This is a genomic window from Prosthecobacter debontii (assembly GCF_900167535.1).
Classification (GTDB): domain Bacteria; phylum Verrucomicrobiota; class Verrucomicrobiia; order Verrucomicrobiales; family Verrucomicrobiaceae; genus Prosthecobacter; species Prosthecobacter debontii.
Genome location: NZ_FUYE01000004.1, coordinates 63,603 through 89,990, shown reverse-complemented (window position 1 = coordinate 89,990; position 26,388 = coordinate 63,603). Strand labels below are relative to the sequence as shown.

Below are 26,388 nucleotides of genomic sequence, written 5' to 3'. Positions count from 1 at the left end.
CACAGCATTCCGTATCATTATTGCAATTGTTTTCAAATTCGAGAATCAAATTCAATGATGTTCCAAGCCTTGCGATACCTGCTGGCTCTAGGGGGGCTCTCCCTCGGGGTCTTGCACGCCCAGGTGATGCACTTGGAAATCCAGCCTGAGCCGCTCATTCAGGGCGTTGCGGATTCCCACATGGAGTCTTTGGAGAGACTGGATTTTCTAGTCTCAGGCCTAGCTCTTCAGCACGTAGACGGCTCATGGTTGGAATCGAGGGATTGGTTTGCCTATTACAGCCTGGGGCAAAAACGTTTCGTGGCCCAAGCAGATGGAATCCCCGCCTCTCGCTTCAAAGCTGTGCGATTCGTCGTGGGCGTCCCTGAACCGCAGGATAAAGCGGATCCAAACCTTCTGCCGCCAGATCATCCACTGCACCCCAACGTCTGCGGTCTGCATTGGGGTTGGCAGGGGGGCTATGTTTACATGGCGATCGAAGGCCGTTGGAGACAGCCGGGGAAAGAACTGAGCGGCTACTCCTTTCATCTCGCCAAGAGTCCCAACACGGTGCCGGTCGAAATCCCAGTGGACTTTCAAGGCGGTGGCCCTGTCACGATCAAATTGCAGCTTGATTCTGCCCAGATCCTTCAGGGCATCGACTTAGCGAACGAGGGCCATAGCACCCATTCCCGCAGCGGAGATCCCCTGGTGCCCAAACTGCGGGCCAATATTTCCAAGGCATTCTCGCTCGAGTCAGTGCGCTATGATCTCTATCAGCCGACGGAAAACATGAGTGCACATGATGCGCTGCCCGCACCGACTAGCACCCATCCCCTTCCTCTCAAGATCAGCCGCCGGTTACCCCAAGTGCAGTTACCGTCCGATAATCCGATCACTCAAGAGGGAGTCTCACTGGGAGAGAAGTTGTTTCATGACCCACGTCTATCGATCAACAACACCCAATCCTGCGCGAGCTGCCATGATCGCAGCTTAGCGTTTAGCGATTCACGCCCAGTAAGTTTGGGCGCTGAGGGGCAGCAAGGAACCCGCCAAGCCATGCCCCTGTTCAATCTGGCCTGGAGTAGCTCCTTCTTCTGGGATGGACGCGCGAACAGTCTGAGGGAGCAAGTCCTACTCCCTATCCAAGATAAGCATGAGATGAATGAAAGCCTGGACCGAGTCCCGGCTAAGATCGCTGATTTGAAAGATGATTTTGCTGGAGCCTTTGACTCTGAAGAAATCACCTCCGAGAAGATCGCCAAGGCTCTGGAGCAATTTTTGTTAACTCTAGTCTCTCAAGACTCTCGATTCGATCAAGCGGCCCGTAAGGTAGCACTGATGACCGAAGAAGAGAAGCGCGGTCTGCAGTTGTTTGTCACAGAGTTTGATCCCGCTCGCGGACTGCGGGGGGCTGACTGCTTTCACTGCCATGGCGGCACGCTTTTTACCGATCACCAGTTCAAGAACAATGGCTTGGATCTGACACCCGCCGATGTCGGCCGCATGAGAGTCTCAGGAAATCCAGCGGACAAAGGCAAGTTCAAAACTCCAGGCCTGAGAAACATCGCCCGCACAGCTCCCTACATGCATGACGGGCGCTTTCAAACGTTGGAAGAAGTGGTGGAGCACTACAACAGCGGAGTACAACGCAGCGAAACCCTCGATCCCAATCTAGCCAAACACCCCGTCGAAGGGCTGCGACTCACCGATGACGAAAAGCGGGCTCTGGTTGCCTTCCTCAAGACCCTCACAGACGAAGAGTTCGTCTCTCCGCCAGCCAAGCCCAAGATTGTCCATACACCATGACGAAGTTCCTCCCGACTCGCCAGCTCTTCATTTTGTTAGGCTTCCTTCTCTCCACCTTCAGCCAGGCTGGAGATGATCACGGTCTTTCAGATCAACTCGCGGCTGACGCCGCTATTCTGGCACCCGCTTTCATTGTCCAGACCGGGCCAGCACCAACAGCTGCTCAGCGGAGTCAGGTCGGCGTCTGGGGCCCCGTGATCAGTTGGACACCGCATATTCCTGTCACCGCAGCCACGCTTCCCGATGGACGCCTCCTGACCTTTGCCTCCAATCAAAGAACCACCTTCCCTGTTGGAGCTGAATTCACCTACGCTGCGGTGTGGAACCCAGGAACCGGTGTGTTTACCGAAATCAATAACACCCGCCACGATATGTTCTGCGGCGGCACAGCACTTCTTAAAGACGGCCGCCTGATCATCAATGGTGGTCGCAACACGACTCGCCTCAGTAGTATCTTTGACTGGCGAACTAATCAGTGGTCAGCCATTGCTAACATGAATGACGGTCGCTGGTATAACACCAGCGTGGCCCTGACAGACGGCAGTGTTTTCACCGTCACAGGTGATGGCGGCACGAATACCGCTGAACAGTGGACAGCCTCCGGCGGCTGGCGACGGCTGTCCGGAATCAATTGGGCGACGGTGGTGAGCCAACCGGGTTACGTGACTCGCTGGCACCCCCTGATGGTCGTCGCCCCAGACGGGCGTCTCTTCCATGGCGGCCCCACCCGGCAGATGAACTGGGTCACCACATCCGGCAACGGCAGCCTAACTTACAGTGGGGTGAACGTGCCAGGGGTTCAATACCCGAAAGAAGGCTGCTTTGCTGTCTATGATGAGGGCCTTATCCTTGTAGCAGGGGGTTCATCCAACACAAATTCCAATCCAAGTGATAGCTCGACCGGAACCAGCACCAATCTGGCTTTCACCATCGACATCCGTAGCGGCACGCCTGTCGTCAAGCAAACGGCCTCGATGAAATATGCACGACAGTTTGCCAACTCGGTGATTTTACCCACAGGCGAGGTCATGGTCATCGGAGGCAATACTTCTGGACTGAAATTTAATGACACGGGGAGCATTCTTTCGCCAGAAATCTGGAATCCCGTTACCGGACAGTGGCGCGAAGTCACCGATATGAGCGTGCCGCGCAACTATCACTCACTCGCCCTCCTGTTGCCAGATGGCCGCGTGTGGTCCGGTGGCGGCGGACTCTCAGGGAACAGCGCAGATCATCGGGATGGTCAACTTTACACGCCGCCCATGCTCTTTGCCGCAGATGGTTCGGATGCGGTGAGGCCCGTCATCAGCCAAGCACCCGCCTACATCGGTAATGGCACTGTCTTCTCGGTTCGTGCCACACCGGGCATCACTAAATTCAGCTTCATCAAGATGTCCTCCCAGACACACTCGATGAATACGGACCTCCGTTTCCTGAACCTCCCCTTCAGTGAAACTTCTCCGGGGATTTACTCCATCACCGGGCATGCAAACCCTTATGTGATGACGCCTGGCTACTGGATGCTTTTTGCCATCGGTGCGAACGGAGCTTATTCCGAAGCTGACATCATCCAAGTGGACCCAGCCACCACCGTCACCATTGCCAATCCCGGCGTGCAAAACAGCGCTGTGAATGCCGCCGTCTCACTGGCTGTGTATGGAGTGGCTCCTGGCAGTGGTACGGTGACTTACAGCGCCACGGCACTGCCTCCTGGACTGGTCATGCAGAGCAGCACGGGCATTATCAGTGGCTCGCCGACCACGATCGGCACCTACAACCCACGCGTGACTGCTACGGACGGCATGACCAGTGCCAGCGCCGATTTCACCTGGACCATCACCCCTGCGAATATCAGCCAAGATTTTGCCAATTTTACAGGTGGCTCCACCAGTCTTCAGATCAATGGCAGTGCCAGCGTCAACGGTAGCGTATTGCAACTGACTCCTAATGGCAGCAGCCTCGCAGGCACTGCATTCTTGAAAAATCCGCTGCCTGTTTCCGCTGGCACCTCTTTCACCACGCGCTTCGTCTTTCGCATGAATGGCTCTGGTGATGGAGCTGACGGCATGACTTTCGTATTGCAAAATGATCGTCTCAATGGCGTCGGCAGTCTAGGGGGAGGCTTAGGCTACGAAGGGCTTATGAACAGCTTAGCTATCGAACTAGATACTTATGCGAGTGGCACAGATCCGAATGCCAATCACATCGGTGTGTTAACCCGAGGCTTTATCTCCCCGCACCTGGGCACTTACACAGCGCCGTTCGATCTGGAAAATGGCAGTGCTCATACGCTTTGGATCGAATATGACGGCCCTTCAAACGTTCTTCGCATTTACCTCGCCCAGGGCATTGTGAGCGACCGCCCCGCGGCTGCGGTTCTCACACTGAACGACATTGACCTCCCTACCATGGTGGGAGCCAACGCTTGGGTGGGCTTTACTGGAGCAACCGGTGGTAGCACGAACACTCACGAGGTGCTGGCTTGGAGCTTCTTCAGCAATGCTTTCGCTCTTCCTACAGCGCCTGTGGTCACCCACCCTGGCAACCAAAACAGCGTCCGCGGGGTCTCTGTCAATATGCCGATCTCCGCGAGTGATGCCAATCAAGATGCTCTGATCTACAGCGCTGTAGGCCTACCCACGGGTTTGACCATTCAAACCAACACCGGTGTCATCACTGGAAACCCGACAACCGCAGGGACATTCAATACGACCGTCAGTGTGACCGACGGATACTCCGCCGCAGTGCCTATCAGCTTCACATGGACCATCAACAATGCCTTGGTCCTCCAGCCGCTCAGCACTCAGCCCGCCCTAGCAGCAAGCACCATCAGTTTGACCGCTCAAAGCACCGGCGGAGCCAGCCCACGTTATCGGTGGGACTTCGGTGATGGCTCCGCAACGACCGCCTATAGCAGTTCCACCAGCATTACGCATGCCTTCGCCAACCCTGGACGGTATTTGATCACGGTCACCGCTACTGACAACACAGGCTTAACCACGAGCACCGGTGCTTACCAAATCGTCTATGCAGCGCTAACCGCTAAAAAACCAACTTCGTCTTCGAGCCTATTTTTCGAAGACCGCACAACAGGCAACGATCGTGTCTGGGTGGTTAACCCGGATAGTGATAGTGTGACTGTCCTCGACACCGTCACGCGCACCAAATTAGCGGAAACAACGGTGGGCACAGCCCCACGTAGCATCGCTCAAGCTCTCGATGGTCGCGTCTGGGTGGTGAATACGGAAAGCGCCTCCATTTCCATCCTCAGCAACACCTCTTTTGCTGTATCCACAACGATCTCTTTACCACGTGGATCTCGTCCCTTCGGTCTAGTCTTCGATCCGAACGGTGGAGCAGCCTTTGTCGCCTTGGAAGCTACTGGGCAACTGCTGAAACTCAACCCAAGTACCGGAGCTACCGTTAGCAGCCAATCCATCGGCCAACATGCTCGCCATCTGGCCATCGATGCCTCAGGCACGAGGCTGTATGTAAGTCGTTTCATTTCACCGGCGGTGCCTGGCGAAAATACCGCAACACCGAATACGACAGGACGAGGAGGTGAAGTGTTGGTCCTAACGGCCAGCTCGCTAGCCATTGAACGCTTGATTGTCCTGCAACACAGCGAGGCTGAAGACACACCGACTTCCGCCAAAGGTATTCCGAATTATCTAGGCTCCCCGGCTTTGTCTCCAGACGGCCTTTCTGCATGGATTCCCTCCAAGCAGGATAACATCAAGCGCGGATCTCTACGCAATGGCGTCGGCTTGAACCACGATCAAAGTCTGCGAGCCATCGCCAGTCGAATCAATCTGACGAGCCAGAGCGAAGATGCCGCAGGTCGAATCGATTTCGATAATGCGGGAATGCCGAGCGCGGCCGTCTTTGATCCTTGGGGCGGTTATCTTTTCGTCGCCTTGGAAGCCAGCCGCTCTGTCGCGATTGTGGATGCTTGGTCTAAAGAAGAACTAATGCGCTTCAGTGTCGGCCGCGCCCCCCAGGGATTGGCGATTTCTCCCGATGGCAATACACTCTATGTCCAGAACTTCATGGATCGCACCCTCAGCATCTGTGATGTGGGAAGCGTCATTCGCGGCGGCACCCAGCCTCCGAGCGCGCAGGCCACACTGAGCACGGTGTCGGTTGAAAAACTGACCCCGCAAATCCTGTTAGGCAAACAACTCTTCTATGATGCGCTGGATACGCGTTTGGCTCTCCAAGAGTACATTTCCTGCGCCACGTGTCACAATGATGGAGGGCACGATGGTCGCACCTGGGATCTCACCGGGTTTGGTGAAGGTTTGCGCAACACCATCACCCTCAAAGGTCATGGCAATCAAGGCATGCTGCATTGGTCCGGTAACTTCGATGAAGTTCATGATTTCGAAGGTCAAATCCGCAACCTGGCTGGTGGCACAGGTCTAATGACGGACACTCAATTCAATACAGGCACACGCAATCAGCCGCTGGGTGATCCCAAAGCCGGAATCAGTGCTGATCTCGACGCTCTGGCCGCTTATGTGAAGTCTCTGACCAGCGAGCCCAAAAGCCCACACCGAAACCCGGATGGGACACTCACCAGCACCGCCCTGGAAGGAGAAAAAATCTTTCGCCAACAAAACTGTGCCTCCTGTCACAGTGGTAACGGCTTTACCAACAGTGCTCGAGATGTCTTCCGCGACATTGGCACCCTGAAACCAGCCAGTGGCAAACGTCTGAACGGCGCATTAACAGGCTTGGATGTGCCGACGCTGCGAGGCGTGTGGGCGACAGCACCTTACTTGCACGATGGGTCAGCAGCGACCTTGTCCGACGCGGTTCGGGCACACCAAGGACTCTCGATCAATGACACCGATCTGGCAAAACTCGTCAGCTATCTCCAGCAGATCGACGATGCTCCAACCAGTGCCCCGCTACCGCTCACCGTCGTTCTAGCCAGCAACGCGCCCATGACCGTCAGTGCAACGTTCACGGTCAGTGCCACCTTCAGTCACCCTGTCACAGGCTTCACTTTGGAAGATCTCACCGTTACTGGGGGGACCGTGAGTGGCCTCAGCGGCAGCGGCGTGACCTACAGCTTTACCTTCACCCCCAGCGCCAATGCGAGCGTGACATTAATGGCCAATGGGGCTCAAGACAGCACGGGGTTAGGAAATGCGATCTCCAATACCTTGACTCGCACCTTCCAGAGCCCTGCACCGACTTTGACAGGTCAAGATATCGGCAGCGTGCAAATGGCTGGGAGCACGACTTACGATGCCGCATCGGGCACTTACACAGTCACTGCTTCCGGTTATGATATTTTCTTCAATGAAGATGGTTTCCATTTTGACCAAGTGCTACTGAATGGGGATGGGGAAATCCGAGCGCGAGTTCGCAGCTTTGGAAATACCAATCCATGGGCCAAGGCCGGCGTCATGATCCGCGAAACGCTCGGTGCGAGTTCTCGTCACACGACCACTTTCATCACCCCACCTGCGGCTAACAATGGATTTGGCATGGTATGGCGAACTGCGACTGCTGGCACAACCACCTACGCGGGAGGACCCTCCTTAAATGCATCTCCCAACAACTGGGTGCGTCTGGCTCGTTCCGGCAATGTGCTCACTGGTTATGCTTCTGCCGATGGTAGTAACTGGACTCAGGTGAGCAGTACAACACTGAGCGGCTTGCCCACTCAGGTTTACATCGGTCTAGCCACGACCTCCGGCCAGACACAGGAAAGCACAACGGCGGTTTTTGATCAGGTGCAGATCCTCGGCAATCAAGTGGCGGTTGCTCCTGCTGCGACATTGACTGCAGCTTCATCCATCGAAACCGGCCCATTCATGGTGCAGGTTAGCTTTACTCAAGCAGTCACAGGATTGACCACCTCCGATTTTACGCTCACAAACGCCACGGCTTCCAATCTCACTGGCAGCGGCACGAATTACAGCGTGACCATCACACCGACAGCCACAGGGATCGTCACCGTCAGTTTACCTGCCTCGAGCGCTGTGAATGTGGCGAATCTCGGCAACACCGCCTCCAATACCGTGACCGTTAACTACGCCCCTCCCGTCGTTGTCTCCTTGCAGGGACAAGATGTCGGCACCGTAGAGGTCACTGGCTCGACTCAGTTCTCCAGCGGCGTATATACCCTCAAGGGGGCGGGAGAAGATATTTTCTTCAGCCAAGATGGCTTCCAATATGCGCTAACGCAGCTCAATGGTGACGGCGAAATTCGAGCTCGTGTTACCAGCCAGACGAACCTTAACCCATGGGCGAAAGCGGGGGTGATGTTTCGTGAAAATCTGACAGGAGGCTCCCGTCACGCATTGATGTTCACCACTCCCACCAATGCTGGCAATGGCTTCGGCATGGTCTGGCGCCCAACAGCCAATTCCGCTGCCAGCTATGCAGCCGGACCTGCGCTCAATGCAACGCCTAACAATTGGGTTCGCCTAGTTCGTTCGGGCAATCTTATCACCGCCTACTCTTCCGCCAATGGCACTTCTTGGACGACGGTTAACTCGGTGACGCTCTCGGGGCTCCCCTCCAACCTCTATGTGGGTCTTGCATTAACCTCAGGATCTCGAACTCAGTTGAGCACGGCGACTTTTGACAATGTTCAAATCGTAGGCACACAAACAGCGGTCCCTCCGGCAGTGACGCTCAGTTCGTCCTCATCGGTCGAAACTGGACCGTTTCAGATCCAGGCACAGTTCAGTCAAAGCGTAACAGGCGTCGCTTTGACGGACTTTACCGTCACCAATGGAACGGCTTCAAATCTCGCGGGCAGTGGAACCTCTTACAGCGTCACTATTACTCCAGGCTCGGAAGGTGCTGTCAATATATCGATGCCCGCAGGTGCTGCTCAAAATAGCAGCTCCATCGCGAGCACGGCCTCCAACACCCTGACTGTGACCTACGCGCCACCCGTCGTGGTGAGCCTGCAAGGACGCGACATCGGCAACGGTCAGGTGGCGGGTTCCACGACGTTCAGCAGCAGCACAGGCAGCTACACCCTGAAAGGTTGTGGCTCTGACATTTTCTTCAATGAAGATGGCCTGCACTACGCAGCCATTCAATTAACCGGCGACGGTGAAATCCGTGCTCGAGTGACCGCCCAAAGCAATCAAAACCCATGGGGTAAAGCTGGCGTGATGTTCCGAGAAAATCTCACTGGCGGCTCCCGCCACGCCACGATGTTTACCACCCCCACAGGTGCGGGCAATGGGTTCGGTTTCGTGTGGAGATCCGTGACCAATGCCACGACCAACTACGCCGGAGGCCCTGCGCTGAATCCCGCGCCGAACAACTGGGTTCGTCTCGTGCGCAGTGGAGAGACGTTTACAGCTTACGCGTCCTCCAATGGAACCTCTTGGACGACGGTCAGCGTGATCTCTCTCGAAGGCATACCAGCCACATTGTATGTCGGATTGGCGCTCACCTCTTCCCAGGCTCTTGAACTCGGCACCGCAAGCTTTGATAACGTTCAAATCGTCGGAACCCAATCGAGCACCGGCAGCACTGGCGGTAGCACACCGAATGGCTCAACGGATCTTCTGGGATCTTCTAACGCGAAGGATCGTGACTTCGACGGGGACGACGTCAATGACCTGATCGAGTATGCACTCAACAATGACAATAGTTACGACGCAGGCTGGTGGCTGACAGCCACACCTGAAGGACGTGTGGATGCCCATCTGGTCCATCCACGCTTCATTAACGATGTGAGTTTTAAATTGGAGAGCAGTCAGGATTTGGTCACCTGGCAGCCAGTGGCTTTAGCCCCAACGTCAGTGCCCCTGAATGCTGATGAAGAGCAGCTTACATGGTCTGGCATCAGCCATCTCTCCAATCAATCCTTGGAGCGAGGAATTGTCCGCCTGCGTGTGACTCACAGCAGCGGCATCACCGCCGCCAGCGCCCCCCAGACATGGCAACGCCACACTCTCTCAGTGGGCAGCCAAAGCATCGGCGTGAGCTGGGTGAATGCTCCGATTTATGCGGGCTTTGCGAATGAAGTTTCAAGCGCCAATACACTCCAGGTGCAAGGTGCAGTCTCCACACCGATTGCAGGCATCCCCTGCTATTTAGAAGTGCGCGACGGTGCTCACGCCGGACATCGCATTGATATCCTCAGCATCATAGGATCAGCGCTCACTTTAAATCTCAGTTCATCGTCTTCAACTTTGCACACTTTGCCTGTTGATCTGGCGGGAGCACGCATTGTTGTTAGGCCTCATGTGACTCTGAATCAGGTGTTCCCAAAAACACTTTTGCAGGGAGCAACGGTCTCTCCGCAGGCGGATCAGGTGCTGTTCTTCGATAAGACAGACTGGCAGACTCAGTGGTTAGAACTCTCCGCCACACGGCATGAGTGGCGTTCGATCGGCGATGCCAAGGCACCATCCACGGACACCAAGATCATTCCACCAGGGACGGGTGTGATGGTTAAAATCGCTGCACTTCCCATCAGCTATACGCTCACGGGCCATGTTCGCACCGGTGCTTTCCTGCGTCCGTTGGATCAAACTCACAACCTCCTGGCGCTACCGTGGCCCGTAGACTCGACTCCTCAACAGCTTAACTTTGCCGCCACCTATGGGTTCACAGCTGGCACCAGCACGACCAATTCAGATCAGCTTCAACTGTGGGCCGGTGATCAAACACCGGGAGCGAGCACCTATGATGTTTACTGGTTACGTCAGAGTGGAGCGGCTGGCGTCTGGACACCGAAATCAGGAACTCATTCCGATGTCACAGCCACACTCAAACTCTCCGCTCAACGTTGCTTCTTCCTGAAGATCCAACCCCGATCTGGAGAGTCTTCTTGGAACATGCCCTCCCTCGTGCTGCCATGAAGTTAATTCGTGTCAGAAACAAGAGTTCGTATCTGCTTGCCCACTTTCCCTCAAGGCTACCCCTTAGTATCCGACACCTTTAGAGTCGGCTCGCCCTGTAGCCAACCCAGTGACACCAAAAACTGATCGGTCGCCAACAGAGTCTTTTGAAAAAATTCAGTGTTTTTACCAGCATTGAAAAAACCGTGGCCTTGCCCTTCATAAAATAGAGCTTCACAGCGCACTCCCACCTTATTCATACCGCTCTTAAACCGTTCAACCACACTCACCGGGATGAGCTTATCCTGCGTGCCCAAAAAGATGATCGCGGGAGGATCATCGGCGGTAATATTGTGTGCAGGAGAAAATTCACGATACTGCGACTTCACCCGAGCATACCCCCAGCCTTGATCAGGACCGTTGTCGAAGACCGGGTTAAACAATACCAATGCGTTAGCCTTCGGCGAGATGTCGAGATTATCTTGAGGGTCATCCTTTCCCTCCACCATACCGACGAAAGCCGCAAGGTGACCACCTGCTGATCCACCACCAGCACCGATGCGATGAGGATCAATCCCTAACTCCGCAGCATGCCCCCGCACCCAACGCATGGCGGACTTGGCATCCTGAACACAGACCAGCGGAGGAGTCTCCGAGGGTTGTCCTTTGAGGAGCCGATACTCCACCTGAATGCAGACAAGTCCTCGCGTGGATAAATAATCACTGTGTTGTGTGAATTGGGTGGGTGTTCCACCCACCCAGCCGCCACCGTGGAAAAACACCATGGCGGGGAGCTTGGCTTCCGCTCTCCAATCGGGTGGATTGACGATCGTGAGCTTTAAGTCTCGTCCTTCGACATGTTTATACACATGAGTCAGCGGCTCGACGGCCTGAAGAGAACCCAAAACGACTAAGCTGAGAAAGAAACGCCACATGATGGTGCTGGAAACGTGCAGGCTCACGATGGCTTTCAGGAGAGTTCGGGCTGGAAGAAACCGGGGGAAGACAAATATACTTGTATCCACTTCTCATGCGCACAGCTCCCGCCGCCGTTCTTTATGAATCTCGCCAACCGATGGTTATCGAAGAGGTCACTGTCCTTCCTCCGCAACTAGGCGAGGTCATGGTGCGGATGAAAGCGGCAGGCATCTGCCACAGTGACCTTCATGTGATCAAGGGTGATCTACCCATGCCCTGCCCCATCATTCTCGGTCATGAAGGCGCAGGGATTGTGGAAGAAGTAGGTGCAGGAGTAACGAGCGTAAAACCAGGTGATCATGTCATCCCCATCTGGCGTGCCTCCTGCGGACGTTGTCACTACTGCCTTACGGGTAAACCCGCGCTTTGTGACATGGGCACCGAGATGCGCTTTACCGGCATGATGCCCGATGGAAAAACACGATTTCGAAACCATCGCGGAGACAGCATTCGTCACTACGCCGGAGTCTCCACCTTCAGCAGCCTCTCCACGATGCCTGAGGCTGCGGTGGTCAAGATTGATCCCGAATTTCCCTTGTGGAAAGCGGCTTTAATTGGCTGCGGTGTGATCACCGGAGTTGGGGCGGTTATCCACGCCGCTCAGGTGCCTCCTGGCTCGAAAGTGGCCGTCTTCGGATGCGGGGGCATCGGGTTGAACATCATTCAGGGAGCACGCCTCGTGCATTGCACTCAGATCATCGCGGTGGATACCCTGGCCATCAAAGAAGGCTATGCGCGAGCCCTGGGAGCGACCCATTTCATCGATGCCAGTCGGCAAGATCCTGTGCAAGCCATCCGCGATCTTACTGGCGGACGCGGAGTGGACTATGCCTTTGAAGCCGTCGGGCTACCTCAACCTATCGAACAAGCTTATGACAGTCTCAGAAAGGGCGGCACCTGCGTCGTCTCGGGAATATGCCGCGGAGATGCACGGGCAGCCATCAATGTGAATCAGTTGGTGTATGCCGAGAAAACCCTCAAGGGTACTCTTTATGGCAGCACTCGACCTCGGATTGATCTGCCTCATTTGATTGATATGAGCAAGGTCGGAAGCCTCATGCTGGATGAATTATTGACGCGCACCTATCGCTTGGAAGACATCAACGAAGGCTATGCGGCATTGGAACGTGGTGAGGTGGCCCGTAGCTTAATCCTGTGGGATTGACATCTCAGAGGCTGTCTGAAAAGTCCCACGCAAGGAGCGTGACTTGCCAAAGTCACGGCTTGGGAAATGTCACGTTCTTACTTTACACCGCGTCCCACGGCACTAGGCAAGTGCCGCTCCTTGAAATTGGACGTGCTGTCAGGCTATTTTCAGACAGCCTCTCAGACATCACCCATGCTTCCTAGCCCACACGTGCCTTCAAAACCGCCTCTGCCACCCGCATGCCATCCGCTGCGGCTGAAATGATGCCTCCCGCATAGCCAGCTCCTTCCCCAGCAGGGTAAAAATTCTTCAGAGAAGTACACTCCAGGGTGACGGGATCACGTGGAATGCGAACGGGGGCTGAACTGCGGGTCTCTGCGGCAGTCAGCACCGCATCTGCGAGATCAAAACCCGGTAGGCTTTTATTGATGTGCGAAACAGCTTCTTTGAGTGTGGCGATGACCCGCTCTGGCAATACTTCACGGAGATCGGTCCAGACCACTCCGGGCTCATAGGAAGGCTTCACACTTCCCTGCGAAGAGGAGGCACGCCCCGCCAAGAAATCCCCCAGAAGCTGGGCTGGGGCATGGTAGTTGCTCCCCCCCGTTTCGTAGGCACGGCGCTCGATTTGCCGTTGGAATTCGATGCCCGCCAAAGGATGGGCATCCCCATAATCTTGGGGGCCGACTTCCACCATGAAACCTGCATTGGCATTGGCTTCAGCGCGAGCATAACTGCTCATGCCATTGGTCACCACCATGCCAGGTTCTGACGTGGCTGCGACGACAAGTCCACCGGGACACATGCAGAAGCTGTAAGCGCTGCGCCCAGTGCGGCAGTGAGCGACAAATTTATAAGGCGCCGAGCCCAGACGCTCATGACCGGCCCATTTCCCATAGAGCATTTGATCCACCAGCCGCTGCGGGTGTTCGATACGCACTCCGACCGAGAAAGGCTTCGGATCAAACGGTATGCCGTGGGCATGAAGCATGGCAAAGGTATCCCGGCTACTGTGCCCGATGCCAAAAATGATCGGAGATCCCTCGATAACACTGCCATCCGCCAGCACCACTGCTCTCAGGCTGCCTTTTTCAATGACCACATCGCTCACGCGGCTGCCAAAGCGCACCTCTCCCCCCAAGGAGATGATTTCCTCACGAATATGCCGCACCACTTTGATGAGGCGGTCTGTGCCAATGTGCGGCCGCGCTTTAATCAAGATATCCTCTGGGGCACCGGCAGCGACCATCTCCTTGAGAATCCAGGGAATGCGATGCTCACGATCTCGAATCTGGGTGTAGAGCTTGCCATCGGAGAAGGTGCCCGCGCCCCCTTCGCCATATTGAACATTGGATTCGGGATTAAAATCCCATCCGCGCCGCCAGAAACCCGTCACATCGCGGGCTCGATCCCCTGCCGCCTTTCCGCGCTCGAGCAGGATGGGTTTCAAACCCGCTCGGGCCAGCAATAGCCCTGCAAACAAGCCACAAGGCCCAGTGCCGACCACCACGGGACGTTCCCCGGCATGAACATGGCGGCAGGAGTCAAACTCACGGTAAGTTTCATCTGGGGCAGGAACGATCTGGGTATCGTCTTGATGGGCCTTCAAGACGTCCGCTTCATGTTTCACCTCGACGAGGAGCGTGTAGCTGAAGTGAACTCTCCCACGGCGGGCATCGATCGCTCGCTGCTTGATCGTGTAGGCGGCTTCTTTCACCTGAAGGCGATCCAGCAGAGCTTGTCGAAGCTCGGCTTCAGAGTGATCCACGGGGAGTTTAAGTTGAGAAACTTGCAGCATGAGAGGCGAACCTGTCGTTTCGTCCATTCTAGGCTCTGTTGCAACTCTTCGACTGCCTTCTTGCCATCCCGCCGCATCCTGCCACTGTCTCCGCCCCATGCCAGAAACCCCTCCGACCAAAAAGCTCTGGGATCGCTCCGCCTGGAAGGATGCCGCTTTTTTCCTGCGCTATCTGCGCCCGCATTTCAATGTCTTCATTCCAGCCCTCATTGCCCTCGCCCTGACCGCCGGGCTAACGGTCCTGTTCATCAACCTTCTGGCAGAAGTTGCCGGCAAAGGTCTTGGCGGTGCCACAGGGCCGGAATGGATGGCGGAATTGAAGCAGTCGATCCTGACCATGATCGCCATCGTCAGCACCCAGGCGTTCATCGCCTTTTGGCGCATCATGCTCTTTGCTAAGGCCAGCGAGCGCGCTCTGGCTTCCTTACGGATGGATACTTTCAGCCGGATCATCCGCCTGCCCATGTCTACGCTCAATGCCCGACGTGTGGGCGAACTGGCATCTCGGCTGGCCAACGATGTCGAGTCCATGCGTGAGACCTTGGTGGTGACCCTGCCCATGCTCATCCGTCACAGTGTCATGCTGCTGGGCTGTCTGGTGCTCGTGCTGCAAATTTCGGTCAAACTGGCTTTGGTAATGATTGCCACCATTCCGGTGGTCATTGTCATGATTGCCATCTTTGGCGCGAGAATTCGTAAACTCACTCGCAAGGCTCAGGATGACTTGGCGACCTCTCAAGTGATCGTGGAAGAAAGCCTGCAGAGCATCATCAGCGTCAAGGCCTTTGCCAATGAGGCGCACGAGATCGGCCGCTACAATCAGCACCTCGGCACTTTCTTAAAGACTGCCATTCGCGCCGCAGCCCCGCGTGCGGCCTTCATCTCGTTCATCATCTTCGCCTTCAGTCTGGCGCTGATCATCGTCGCCTGGGTAGCTCTTACGATGCTCAGCGGCGGAGAAATCCAGGCCGAACAACTCTCTCGTTTTGCGGCTCTCAGCGGCATGATTGGCTCGTCATTCGCGGCCTTTTCTGAACTCATCACACAACTCCAGCGCACCCTCGGTGCCACCGATCGTGTACGGGAGATCTTGCTCGAACCGACGGAGCCGGAGATTCCAGATGCACCGAAGGTCCGTTTCCACGGCGAGATCGAGATGCAAAACTTGGCTTTTGCCTATCCCTCCCGCCCGGAAGCCCCCGTGCTGCGCGATTTTTCACTCAAAGCCAGCGCAGGTCAGCGCATCGCACTGGTCGGTCCGAGCGGTAGCGGCAAGACCACCTCCATTTCCCTGCTCTATCGCTTTTATGAACCCACCAGTGGCAGCATCTTGATCGATGGGAAGCCCATTGCAGAAATGGCCCTCCCCACACTCCGCCATAATCTGGCTCTCGTGCCTCAAGAAGTGCTTCTCTTTGGCGGCAGCATTCGCGACAACATCGCTTACGGCAAACCTGAGGCCACCGAAGAAGAGATCGTTGAAGCAGCGAAAAAGGCCAATGCCCACCTTTTCATTGAGAAGCTCCCCGAGGGCTATGAAACGCTTGTCGGCGAGCGCGGCACTCAGCTTTCTGGCGGACAGCGCCAGCGAATCGCCATCGCACGAGCCATTCTGGCTGACCCCGCGATCCTCATTCTCGACGAGGCGACCAGCAGCCTGGATGCGGAAAGCGAACGCCTCGTACAAGACGCGCTGGATAAGCTCATGGAAAACCGCACATCCATCATCGTGGCTCATCGCCTCTCCACGGTCCGGCGTTGTGATCAGATCCTAGTCTTGAGTGCTGGCACCATCATCGAACGCGGAACACACGAAGAGCTCGTGAGCAAACCGGGCACTCTCTACGGCACACTAGCTCGTCTTCAGTTGGAATAATCGACGACTTGCCTCCTCGTATTAGTACCGTGATGAAAAACCCCCTCGCTTTACTTCTGCCTTTCGCACTTTTGGCCACTTCCTGCGATGCAAAAAATGAACCCGAAAAGGCCGTAAAACCGTCTGTCACTTTTCCAGCAGGCAGCCCCTCGTTCGGACTGAATTATCAGGCCGCCCTGGATCTTGGTAAAAAGGCAAACAAACCCATCGTCCTCGTTTTCTCAGCGAAGTGGTGTGTGCCTTGCCAATCCATGAAGAAGAGTGTGTATCCCAGCAAGGAAGTCACCCCCCTTCATGACAAATTTGTCTGGGCTTATCTGGATATCGATGAGGAAGCCAATGCTTCAGCGGCTCAGAAATACAACGTGGACATCATCCCGCACATCCAATTTCTGTCCCCACAAGGCAAGGAATTGGGCAGCAGTGTCGGCGGCACCAGTGCCCGTGAGTTTGCTGGGATCCTGGGCACTGTTTTGTCCAAAGCTTACCCCGGCAAAACCACTCCCACCCAGGTGCCAGAGCCAGGAACGCCGAGGCCCAAGCCAAAATCTCCAGCCACCCCCAATCTCCCGAAAGCTTCTCCAGCGAGTGACGCTTCCGCATCGGATTCTCACACCAAGTCTGGTGAAACAACGGGCAGCATCAACGAGATACCCCCAGCGACTCCAGTCACGCCGCCCGCAGGCCCAACACCCGCAAACTGACAATCGGGGCTTCCTTGGGGTTCCTTCAGGACTTCAACAGAGGCAAAACGGCACAACATCGTTTGTTATTCCATAACGATCCCGTTGCCCCGTGCTCTCGCTCAAGAGAGCCTGATAAGGATGGAAGGGCCATTGCTGTTCAGGTCTTTCCTTTTTTGTCAGCCAGTGTGATTATTCACAAAGCAGACTCCCTATTCACAATTTCCCGACCTCTCAGATTCCCATATCTTGTTTAAGTGAACTTAATAAACCACAAGATATGGGAAAAAAGACCGTTCGTGCTTGCCCTGATCTAGCGATCCCTGGCATCTTAGAGGCAATCCACTCTGAACGGTCATGTATCTCAAAAGTCTCACCCTTCATGGCTTCAAGTCCTTTGCGGACAAGACCCATTTTGAGTTTCACAAAGGCGTGACGGGCATCGTCGGCCCCAATGGCTGCGGTAAATCCAACGTCGTCGATGCCATTCGATGGGTCCTTGGGGAAACCTCCGCCAAAGCCCTCCGCGGCGAGGAAATGGCTGACGTCATTTTCAACGGCACCGATAAACGCAAACCCGTCGGGCTCGCTGAGGTGGTGCTCACGATGGCTGATTGTGAGCAATCCCTGGGAGTCGATTACAATGAAGTGTCCATTTGCCGCCGAGTGTTTCGAGATGGCCGCAGCGAATACCGACTCAATGGCACCGTCTGTCGTTTGAAGGACATCCATGATCTGTTCTCCGGCACAGGCATCGGAAGGCAGGCTTACTCCATCATGGCCCAAGGCCAGATCGACATGCTGCTGAGTTCGAAGCCAGAAGATCGGCGCATGGTTTTCGAGGAAGCGGCGGGCATCACCAAGTTCAAAGGACAGAAAAAAGAGGCCCTTCGTAAACTGGAATACACCGAGGCCAACTTGCTCCGCGTTGCCGATGTGATCGCTGAGGTGAAACGCCAAATGGGATCTCTCCAGCGCCAGGCCTCCAAAGCACGACGTTATCAGACCTTGCTGGATGATGTGCGTATGTTTGACACTCATCTCGCGCACAAACAATACAGTGAGTACAGTGCCGAGAAAGCCGAGTCCGAAAATCATGTGCGCATGATGACGGAGCAGCTCGCCCAGATTCAAAGTCGTCTGCAAGTCACGGAAGCCGAAGCACTGGAAACCCGCGAGGCCTATCACTCGGTCGAATCCCAGATCAATCAATTACGGCAGCAGGCACAAGCACTCCGCAGCCAGCTTCAAGCGGCTGAAGGCCGCATCGGATTCAACAACGAGCGCAATGAGGAACTGCAAAGCCGCATTCGTCAGAATGAAGAGCAGATCCAACAAGGGCAGATTCATCTGGAGCAGCAGCGCCAGGAAATGATCAGCGCAGATGAACAACTGGAGGTGATGCGTGAGAACATTGAGACAAGGCAACAAGCTCTCAATGAACATCTGACGGTCCACAATTCCATCCTGCCGGATCGCAGCCGCCTGGACAGTGATCGCCGAACTGTGCGTGAATCCATCCGCCAGTTTGAAGGTCAGATCGCCGCCGCTGAAGCACGGGCTCAATCCCTGACCAGCCAAATCGGTGCAGATCGTCAGAGACACGAAACCCTGGCCCATGACCGCCTGACCTCCGCACAGGCCAAAGAGGCCAGCCAGTTGGAATATGACAACCTTCAAAAAGAGATCCAGGATCTGGAAGAGACCCGCAATGAACTCGATGAGAAGGCCAAGAACTGCGCCCGTGAAATCATCGAAAAACGCTCCCAGAGAGACGCCCTCAATGAGGAACTCACCGAGCTTCAGCGTGCTGCCACACAGCGCCGCTCTCGGATCGAGATCATTGAGCAGCTGTTACAGAAAGGCGAAGGGCTCGCCGAAGGCACTCAACAAGTGCTGAAAGGACTGGATAATCCGGAAGTCTTTTCCGTGGGAGTCCGCGGCTTGCTTGGCTCCGCCATCGAAGTGGAGCCACAGTTCATCGCCGCGATTGAGGCCGCTCTGAGGGATCATCTGCAAGCCGTATTACTCACAGACAGTGATCTGGCGGCCCAAGTGCTAGACCGCTTGGCCAACAACAAGCTTGGCAAGGCCGCTATCCTTCCCCATGACTTCGCCACCATGCGCGCCGTCCCGGATCGCCAACTTGTGCCGGAAGGTGGGATCGCTTGGGCCGTCGATAAGGTAAAAGCTCGGCAAGGTGTGCAGGAGTTGACGGATCGTCTGCTGAACAATGTGTTGATCGTCGAAGACCTGCACACGGCCATCCGCCTGAAGAAACAATTGCGAGATGTAGCCTTGGCAACGCTCAAAGGTGAGTTCATCGCAGCCGACGGTATCATCCATGGAGGTGCCACCAAGGAAGAAGCCGCCTCCATGCTCCGCCGCGAAGCTGAGGTGCGCAGCCTGAAGACCGAACTGGAAGGCCTGGAGTATCGAGTCCTAGAAAAAGAAGAGGCCGTGGATCAGCTCAAGCTCCAAGTCGAAGACATGCAGCGTGAGGAAGTCACCTTGCGTGAGCAAAGCCAACGTGTGCGCGAAGGTTTCTCCCAACTCACCGGAAAGCTCTCGGTCGTCCAGCGAGCCCTTCAACAAGCCACCACCAAGCTGGAAAGTGTGGAATGGGATCAAAATCAGATCACCAGCCGCATGCAGGCCGCCGAGGCCCAGATCGAGTGGCAAAAGCAGGAAGCCAGTCTGGCTCAAGAACAACTCGAAGGTGCTCGTATTCATGAAGCCGAGCTCGAAGTGGAGATGGAAGCCTTCCTTCGCCGAGAATTGGAATCCAGCGAGCGATTGAACGAACTGCGCACGGCTTTAGCCCTGGAGCAAAGCGCTCTCCAGTCCTTGGAACGGCAAAAAGCTCCCATGGCCACTCGTCTTCATGAACTCGAAGCGGCCATCCAGCGCTTCGATGTGGAGATCAATACGTGGCGCAGCCGTATCGAGCAGAGCATGGGCGAGAACGCCCGCTTAGGCGAACAGGTGGAAGCTCAGCATGAAGCGGTAAATGCCATCGAAGAACATCTTCAAACGAAGACGGAAGACCGTGCCGCCGCCTTCGAGCGTGTCACCGAGCTCGAAAATCAGCTCATGCAGTTCCGCCAACAAGCCAACGGTTTGAGCGATTCACGCAACCGCATCGAGGTGCAACTCACCCGTGTGGATCTACGTCTGGAAAACCTCATCGCTCAGGTTCAGGAGCGTTATTCCTTCCACATCTCCGCCTTTGAGCCCGACTATCACGCCTTGATGTACAGCATCAATGAGCAGAAGAAAAACCGTGGGCGTGGCGAAAAACGTCGCAACAACCTTTCAGCGAGTGGCCCCGATACCCGCCTCAGTGTCAGCGATGATGCGGAACCTGCCTCTCAGGACGACTCGGTCGAAACGGATATCGAAGCCAGTGAAATGCCTGTGGTGGATGCAGATGATGTCGATTTAGAAGGCGTTGAGATTCCTGGCGAAGAAGGGCATCCCGATTGGGACTTCGTCAGCGAGGTCGTGGGTGAACTGCGCCAAAAACTGGAGGGCATTGGACCGGTCAACTTGGATGCCATTCAGGAATTCGAAGAACTGGAAGAGCGGCATAACTTCCTGGAGACTCAGCACAACGACTTGGTGAACTCTAAGGAAGAATTGCTTCAGGTGATTGCCAAGATCAATGACACGACCAAGGCCATGTTCTCCGAAACGTTCGAGTTGGTGCGTGGCTACTTCCACAACAACTTCCGTGAGCTTTTCGGTCCCACCGCCAAAGCAGATCTGATGCTGACCGATGACACCGATCCGCTGGAATCAGGCATCGAGATCATCGCCAAACCCCCAGGCAAAAAACTGCAAACCATCTCTCTTCTGTCGGGTGGCGAGCGTAGCATGACTGCGGTCGCTTTGCTCTTCTCGATCTATCAGGTCAAACCCAGCCCCTTCTGCGTGCTGGACGAGCTTGATGCCCCCCTGGATGAATCCAACATCTCCCGCTTCTTGAAGATGCTGGACAACTTCATCGACAACTCCCAATTCATCATTGTGACGCATAACAAACGGACCATGAGCCGTGCAGATGTGATCTATGGCGTCTCCATGCAGGAATTCGGCGTGAGTAAGCCTGTAGGTGTCCGTATGACCACGGAAGACACACGGCCGAGTAAACAAGAAGAGCTCAGGCTTGAGGCTGAAGTCGCCGCCGAAGAAAGTCACCATGAGCACAGCGACGAGACTGACAGTCCCATTACCAGTGGTGACACTGAAAATCCGAGTTTACCAGCACTGTCTTCTTAACCAGCCTGTAACTTAACGATCAATGATTGAGGCTCCACCCAGGAGCCTTTAACTTACTGATTGAGGCCTCCCAGCGTTCTATCGGGTATGCAATCACTGCCGATAGATCACCACCACGCCGGTGGTCGGTCCGGAAGGCGCGGAGTCGTGACCGAAACCGACGGTCTGCAAATGAGTCGCTTCGACTCCGCTTTCGATCAGCGCTTGGCGCACCGCTTGAGCACGGCGTTCCGAGAGTGACCGGGCATAGTCCTCGGGGAGATCTGGCTGTGTATATCCGGCCACGAGGTAGCGCGGTTTGCTACTGGACCAATCCTTGGACAATTCACTCAGAGTCTTTCGATGTGCCCCCTTCAAAGAAAAACTGTTTCCCTCAAACTCCAAAGCCGAGCAGGCGGGCTTTAAAGACGTGGTGAGAGGACTCACAAATCCATCGCGAGCGCCAAGAGCAAAGACGATGTCCGCCTGATCTTCAGGGAACAGAGGTGGCATCTGCTGGCAACTGCTGAGCCCTAGGACGAGGGCTGAAGCAAAACTGGAAAGTAAAAAGGGATGTCTCATCGCATCCATCGAGGTTCAGAAATGGTGCCGTATTGGGTGAGGACCGCCCGGCGGTGCGAAGTGCGCAGATCATGCACATACAGCGTGCCATGCTGAGAGTAGCAGAGATAGCGACCATTCGGACTCCAGGAAGGATGTTGAGCGCCCTCAGCCTGGATGACGCGGACGGTCCCGCGCGGATACTCTTTCACCACCACCGCCGTCTCATCCCCGATCTGCGTCGTGAAGGCCACACTGCTGCCATCGGGGGAAAACTCGGGGTCCGTGCAGAAGCGATAGCCGGTGTGCCAGACATAAAGGCGCGCTTCGTTCTTCCCTTTCTCAGGTACCTCGGCAATGAAGAGCCGGGGACCACGGCCGCGATCATCAGAAAAGATCACCTGCTTCCCATCCGGATGCCAGGAGGGACTGCTGGGGGCTCCCACCGTGTCACTGATGCAACCGGCCGTGTTGGTGTTCAGATCCGTCACGAAGATCTCCGGATTGCCCAGAAAGCTCATCACCAAAGCCAAGCGCTGGCCCTCAGGAGAAAAGGCCGCCCCAAAACTCGTCCCCGGCGTATCCGTCACCGTGCGCTCCCAGCCAAGGCCCAGATCCAGCACCAGCACCGTGGGGAAACCCGACCTGTAGGCTGTGTAGGCCACCGCGGTCCCATCTGGAGACAAGGAGGGAGAAACCGCGCCATAGGTGTGATGCGTGATCTGTTGGATCTCCCGGCCCCGGGTATCACACATGTAGATCTGCTTCGTTCCAGTTCGATCGCTGACGAAAACAAGGCGGCTGGTGGCTAGGCCGGGCCTACCAGTGATGGCATAGATCACATCATCGGAAAAACCGCGCAGGTTTTCATCCAACCCGGGGGCAGCATAAGTTCGCTCTAAGACCACCTTACCATCCGCACGTGTCAGTTTGCCCGTCACGCGACCACCGATGGACGAGCCGGATAAAGTAAACTCTGGCGACTCCGCCGTGAGCAAAAACTCCCGGGAACTCGTCAGTTCATCCACCAGCGCCTTCTTGGCACTCTCGCCAGTGCCTCCGGTGAAGTCTCCCACCAGCACCTTCGTCTGCGGCAGCTTCAGAGGCTCTTTTTTAGACAGCCTCGGCAGCTTCAACCAGGAGGGCAAAGTCACAGCTTCTGCCATAGGCTGCATCATCAGCAGCAGAGACAGGAAGAGGAGGCGCGAAAAAGTCATTTACTCGATATGAAAGGTTACCTCCACAGTGTAGCGGTCTTTCGGGAAACTTGAAGGAAGAGACTCAGAAATCTTTTTCACACGCATCCCCGCATTGATGACCGACTGATCCAGCACGGCAGAGCCTGAAGGTTTGGACATGATCACCTCAAGCGTTTGCCCGTCACGACCAAGCGTCACCTTCAGCGTCGAGGCGCGTTGGGCAGCAGGCACATCTTGGAGAGCAGGTGCATTCCATTCTTTTTTCAAAGCCACTTCCAGCGCTTTCAGCACCGGGTCCATATTCGCGCCACCGGTGGGCTCTTTCCCTTTCTCTTCCAGCCGCATCTTGGTTTCCGTCGCAGGCACGATTCTCTTGGCCACGCCCTCATCCTCTTGATCAGACATCGGCGAGAGTGTGATCGTCTTGTTCGTTATTTTAGGTGCCGCGGTTGTGGTGGCAGCCGGGGACTTCAAAGCCGATGTGTCTGCCAGCAAGCTTGCGTCCTGCGGCAGTGGCGCATGTGTTCCTGCCATCGCCGGAGCAATTCCTGCCTCTGGTGCCGAAGCCTCAGCGGGTAGCGTGAGCGCCATCGGCGGAGTTGTTACCGTCGATGACTCCGCGCTCGGTGTCACCGATGCGGTCGGCGCGGGCACCGGGGCAGATCCCACACCCGCCGGAGGGGCTGCCGCTGCTGGGGGCACAGACATCGGAGCGGGAGGTGGGGAGGCAGGGGGAGGTGTCGAGGGTATCGCCGGAGTCGGAGCGGAGGCAGGTGCAGGCACCTTCACATCCGGATGCAAGGTGAACTCACCTGGATCGAACCACGTGCGCCCGTCGTTTTTCCACGACAACGGGACATGCCGCCACACGGGTTTGAGCGAGGCCACAGGCAGCATGGGCAGCAGCGTCCAGCAGACCAGCCCCACCAGCAGGTGAACCATCATCACCGCCATCACCACCAGAGACAGCGGCTCTAGCGGAGGACGTCGTGAGGAGGAAGCTGGAGCTCGGGCCGCCATAGAGACATGCATCATTCCGTGTCAGCGTTTCTTCGTGGCGGGCACCACCACCACGCTTGTCTTTTTCACCCCTGCCCGGTGCATTTCATCCATGAGCTGCGCCAGCGGTCCGGCGGCAAAGTTTTCCGGCATCTCGATCAGCACGCCCACATCCTTATCCTGATGCTTGGCGATCTCCGTCTTCAGCAATTGCAGCAGGTGATCCCCAGGGATCTTGATGCCATTCAGCCACAGCGTCTGATCCGAGGAGATCTTCAGCTTCAGTTGTGTCGTCGGTGCCGTTAGGGTTGCAGCGACTTCCACCGGTGCCGTTTCCCCAGTGGGTTGCGGCTCAGTCACATTCATCCGCTCCCGCCGCAGCAGAGGCACCGTCACCAGCAGCACCAGCATCAGCATGAACGCCAGGTCCGCCAGAGGCGCGATGCCGATCTGGCTCACAAACACAGGGAGTTGCCGCTGAGAGATGCGCTTCATGCCGTGGTCAGTTTTGCCGGAGGCGTCAGAGCTTGGGAAGGCGGGCTGCTGAAGCCCGGCATCATCGGCGTGCCCATCTCTCCTAGACTCGGCAGAGACTCATCCGGGCTGCGATGATCCACAAACTGTCGGTCCAGGATCCCGCTCAGCTCATTGGCAAAGTTCTCCACCCGCACGATGAGATTGCGAATCCGCGACACCAGAAAGTTATAGGCCATCAGGCTCGGCACCGTCACGAAGATGGCCAGCAGCGTCGTCAGCAGCGCGGAGCAGATCCCTGGAGCTAGAGCCGATAGACCCGCCGTGCCCTCCGTCTGCGCCAACACCGCAAAGACATCCAGCAGCCCCCAGACCGTGCCGAACAAGCCCAGAAACGGAGCCACCGCCAGCACGGTGGAGAGCACCCCCAAGCGCATCTCCGCCTTATTCGCCGTCATCACCACCGCCCGCTCCATCGCATTCTGCACCGCGCCCATTTGGGAGGAGGTGATGCGCCCTGCCCCTTGCAGCCGACTGTTGAACGTGCGCCCTGGCTCCTCTTCCCCCACCAGATAAAAGGCCAGTTCACGGCAGGCCTCATGATACACATGATACATCGGCGACATCACCATGCGCTCCCGCGTCAGATACAGCGCCAGCGGATGCGGACTCTCGCGGAATTTGCCCATGAACAGACCATTCTCTCGGGCCGACCGGCGCAGCAGAGCCCACTTGGCCATCAGCACCGTCCAGCTCGCCATGGAAAGCACCGCCAGCAAGCCCGCGATGACCAAGCTGGGGAGAGACAGATTTTCCAGCCCAAACTGGAGGCCGGACACCGCAGCAAGAGGTGGGAAAAGCATGGGAGTCAAAGTTGTCTAGTTAATGGTTCTTGAAAGTCTGGCGTCAACCTGAGATTCGCCCCCAAGAATAAATACGGTTCCCACCCCCCCGCTGCATTTCGGAAGCCCCCTGGATGGTTTTGTCTCGCGAAAATAGTCCCCTTCCACCTTCCCCCTCATCAGCCGACCGCATCGTTCCCCCGCCCCCCGTATCACGTCGCTGGATCAGGCACTGGCCCCCGTTAGCCGTCATCGCTCGCTTTTATGTCCGAGGCACTCCACCGACTTCCTCCCTTTCCTCTGGCTCAACCCTCGTTTTCCTCATCGCTATCCCGTTTTTGTAATCCTTTTTCATTTTGTCCACAACCCCCCGGTTTCTATTTCTGTTCCAACACGCCTCATCCATTTCTCCGCACCCGATGGATTAACAGGGCAACAAGCAAGTCCAATTACACATCAACGGTTAGGCAAGATGTAAGGACAAGGCGTGAGGGCACCCTTCCCGCGTCTGCTGTGATCCTGGCCTCTCAATCATGAGGCCAAGATGACCCAACACCTGGGGGCCTGCCCACTCAAAGTGGCCCGCACACTCCGTGTGCGGAAAGCCGTCCTGCAGGCCAAACGAGACGGTGAACCGATGAGGTCGTGCAGAGGGATGGTCAGGGTGAATGCATGCCGTCGAGTCTGGGAGACTTCAGGACCAGAGGAAATCACACCTCGTTCAGACTTCGACACGGTATCCCGCACACGGAGTGTGCGGACCACGTCGCTGCCGCGTGCCTTCAAGGCGCGAGGCCATGCTTGGGTAGGGCGCGTTGTCCCAACGCGCCGCCAAGGTTGGCTCAAAAAGGTCTTCAACTCTCCTTTCCATACCCAGGACTCACGCAGTCGCCCGACCGGAGCGCGAGTATGCTGAGCGAAGCGAACGCTACTCGCCACTTGTCATGTCCCTCCT

At 56.2% G+C, this 26,388-nt stretch carries 13 protein-coding genes; 6 read left to right on the top strand and 7 right to left on the bottom strand.

The genetic code is table 11. The features are described from left to right. The first annotated feature begins 54 nt into the window (after nt 1-54). Together B5D61_RS07085 and B5D61_RS07080 are read left to right on the top strand one after the other, a co-directional pair. Complete coding sequence (locus B5D61_RS07085) at nt 55-1,788, top strand: MbnP family protein (protein WP_078812640.1); 1,734 nt, start codon at nt 55-57, stop codon at nt 1,786-1,788. Then, the gene (locus B5D61_RS07080) at nt 1,785-10,637 is read left to right on the top strand and encodes an Ig-like domain-containing protein (RefSeq protein ID WP_078812639.1); all 8,853 of its coding nucleotides are present in this window, start codon (nt 1,785-1,787) and stop codon (nt 10,635-10,637) included. The genes B5D61_RS07085 and B5D61_RS07080 overlap by 4 nt, the downstream gene beginning before the upstream one ends. Nucleotides 10,638-10,693: 56 nt before the next feature. Here B5D61_RS07080 and B5D61_RS07075 read toward each other — a convergent pair whose 3' ends face one another. Further along, nucleotides 10,694-11,551, bottom strand: a complete 858-nt coding sequence (locus B5D61_RS07075) for an alpha/beta hydrolase (RefSeq protein WP_078812638.1) — start codon at nt 11,549-11,551, stop codon at nt 10,694-10,696. Nucleotides 11,552-11,646: 95 nt separating this feature from the next. Between B5D61_RS07075 and B5D61_RS07070 the strand changes: the two genes are divergently transcribed. Continuing rightward, on the top strand, nt 11,647-12,759 hold the full coding sequence (locus B5D61_RS07070) for a zinc-binding dehydrogenase (RefSeq protein ID WP_078812637.1): 1,113 nt from the start codon (nt 11,647-11,649) through the stop codon (nt 12,757-12,759). A 181-nt stretch (nt 12,760-12,940) separates the two neighbouring features. Here the strand turns inward: B5D61_RS07070 and B5D61_RS07065 are convergent, their stop codons facing one another. Beyond that, nucleotides 12,941-14,539, bottom strand: coding sequence for an NAD(P)/FAD-dependent oxidoreductase (locus B5D61_RS07065; protein WP_078812636.1), 1,599 nt, complete (start codon nt 14,537-14,539; stop codon nt 12,941-12,943). 97 nt (nt 14,540-14,636) lie between these two features. On the opposite strand from B5D61_RS07065, the gene B5D61_RS07060 reads away from it, so the two are divergent. The 3 genes from B5D61_RS07060 to smc all read left to right on the top strand — a co-directional run bounded on the left by B5D61_RS07060 (nt 14,637) and on the right by smc (nt 21,379). Beyond that, nucleotides 14,637-16,415: an ABC transporter ATP-binding protein gene (locus B5D61_RS07060; protein ID WP_176159269.1), complete on the top strand. Its 1,779-nt coding sequence runs from the start codon at nt 14,637-14,639 to the stop codon at nt 16,413-16,415. Nucleotides 16,416-16,447: 32 nt separating this feature from the next. Beyond that, on the top strand, nt 16,448-17,119 hold the full coding sequence (locus B5D61_RS07055; protein WP_078812634.1) for a thioredoxin family protein: 672 nt from the start codon (nt 16,448-16,450) through the stop codon (nt 17,117-17,119). Nucleotides 17,120-17,455: 336 nt separating this feature from the next. Further along, nucleotides 17,456-21,379: a chromosome segregation protein SMC gene (gene smc, locus B5D61_RS07050; protein WP_078812633.1), complete on the top strand. Its 3,924-nt coding sequence runs from the start codon at nt 17,456-17,458 to the stop codon at nt 21,377-21,379. Nucleotides 21,380-21,472: 93 nt separating this feature from the next. Here the strand turns inward: smc and B5D61_RS07045 are convergent, their stop codons facing one another. The 5 genes from B5D61_RS07045 to B5D61_RS07020 form a co-directional block, all read right to left on the bottom strand. Beyond that, nucleotides 21,473-21,871 (bottom strand): OmpA family protein, encoded by a 399-nt coding sequence (locus B5D61_RS07045; protein WP_217698934.1) that lies wholly within the window; start codon nt 21,869-21,871, stop codon nt 21,473-21,475. 65 nt (nt 21,872-21,936) lie between these two features. Next, the gene (locus B5D61_RS07040; RefSeq protein WP_078812631.1) at nt 21,937-23,136 is read right to left on the bottom strand and encodes a PD40 domain-containing protein; all 1,200 of its coding nucleotides are present in this window, start codon (nt 23,134-23,136) and stop codon (nt 21,937-21,939) included. After that, nucleotides 23,137-24,153, bottom strand: a complete 1,017-nt coding sequence (locus B5D61_RS25615) for a hypothetical protein (protein WP_139373116.1) — start codon at nt 24,151-24,153, stop codon at nt 23,137-23,139. A gap of 6 nt (nt 24,154-24,159) precedes the next feature. Then, nucleotides 24,160-24,612: a biopolymer transporter ExbD gene (locus B5D61_RS07025; RefSeq protein WP_078812628.1), complete on the bottom strand. Its 453-nt coding sequence runs from the start codon at nt 24,610-24,612 to the stop codon at nt 24,160-24,162. Beyond that, on the bottom strand, nt 24,609-25,454 hold the full coding sequence (locus tag B5D61_RS07020; RefSeq protein WP_078812627.1) for a MotA/TolQ/ExbB proton channel family protein: 846 nt from the start codon (nt 25,452-25,454) through the stop codon (nt 24,609-24,611). Before B5D61_RS07020 ends, B5D61_RS07025 begins: the two co-directional genes overlap by 4 nt. Nucleotides 25,455-26,388 lie beyond the last annotated feature (934 nt).

Coding starts and splice junctions, on each gene's coding strand:
- B5D61_RS07085 (WP_078812640.1), top strand. CDS start 55: ATGATGTTCCAAGCCTTGCGATACCTGCTGGCTCTAGGGGGGCTCTCC.
- B5D61_RS07080 (WP_078812639.1), top strand. CDS start 1,785: ATGACGAAGTTCCTCCCGACTCGCCAGCTCTTCATTTTGTTAGGCTTC.
- B5D61_RS07075 (WP_078812638.1), bottom strand. CDS start 11,551: ATGTGGCGTTTCTTTCTCAGCTTAGTCGTTTTGGGTTCTCTTCAGGCC.
- B5D61_RS07070 (WP_078812637.1), top strand. CDS start 11,647: ATGCGCACAGCTCCCGCCGCCGTTCTTTATGAATCTCGCCAACCGATG.
- B5D61_RS07065 (WP_078812636.1), bottom strand. CDS start 14,539: ATGCTGCAAGTTTCTCAACTTAAACTCCCCGTGGATCACTCTGAAGCC.
- B5D61_RS07060 (WP_176159269.1), top strand. CDS start 14,637: ATGCCAGAAACCCCTCCGACCAAAAAGCTCTGGGATCGCTCCGCCTGG.
- B5D61_RS07055 (WP_078812634.1), top strand. CDS start 16,448: ATGAAAAACCCCCTCGCTTTACTTCTGCCTTTCGCACTTTTGGCCACT.
- smc (WP_078812633.1), top strand. CDS start 17,456: ATGTATCTCAAAAGTCTCACCCTTCATGGCTTCAAGTCCTTTGCGGAC.
- B5D61_RS07045 (WP_217698934.1), bottom strand. CDS start 21,871: ATGCCACCTCTGTTCCCTGAAGATCAGGCGGACATCGTCTTTGCTCTT.
- B5D61_RS07040 (WP_078812631.1), bottom strand. CDS start 23,136: ATGACTTTTTCGCGCCTCCTCTTCCTGTCTCTGCTGCTGATGATGCAG.
- B5D61_RS25615 (WP_139373116.1), bottom strand. CDS start 24,153: ATGATGCATGTCTCTATGGCGGCCCGAGCTCCAGCTTCCTCCTCACGA.
- B5D61_RS07025 (WP_078812628.1), bottom strand. CDS start 24,612: ATGAAGCGCATCTCTCAGCGGCAACTCCCTGTGTTTGTGAGCCAGATC.
- B5D61_RS07020 (WP_078812627.1), bottom strand. CDS start 25,454: ATGCTTTTCCCACCTCTTGCTGCGGTGTCCGGCCTCCAGTTTGGGCTG.